General features: G+C 47.6%; 1 pseudogene. It reads left to right on the top strand.

The annotated features are described in order from the left end of the window. A pseudogene (gene thrA, locus R7093_RS27005) lies at positions 1-572 on the top strand (bifunctional aspartate kinase/homoserine dehydrogenase I); the annotation flags it as partial.

Below are 572 nucleotides of genomic sequence, written 5' to 3'. Positions count from 1 at the left end.
CAGGCGATGAGCTTGAACGATTTAGTGGCATTTTGTCAGGTTCACTGTCTTATATCTTCGGTAAACTTGACGAGGGTATGAGCCTGAGCGAAGCGACGAATATTGCGAAAGAAAATGGCTTCACTGAGCCAGATCCTCGTGATGACCTTTCTGGTATGGATGTTGCGCGTAAGCTGCTCATCCTAGCTCGCGAAGCAGGTATGTCATTAGAGCTTGAAGATGTGGTCGTTGACCAAGCGCTACCACCAGGCTTTGATGATTCAGGCAGTGTTGATGAATTTATGGCTCGTTTGCCAGAAGCGGACGCGTACTTCAAAGAGTTATCTGCGAAAGCGGCAGAAGAAGGCAAAGTGCTACGTTATGTTGGTGAAATTAATGATGGCAAGTGCACAGTGAGCATGGCCGCTGTCGATGAAAATGATCCAATGTTCAAAATTAAAGACGGTGAAAACGCGTTGGCGTTTTATAGTCGCTACTACCAGCCAATTCCTTTAGTGCTGCGTGGTTACGGTGCCGGTACAGAAGTGACGGCAGCAGGCGTATTCTCGGATGTAATGCGTACTTTAGGTTGG

The organism is Vibrio sp. 1580 (assembly GCF_033340055.1).
The sequence above is the reverse complement of the archived record's forward strand: the minus strand, read 5'-3'. Positions and strand labels throughout refer to the sequence as shown.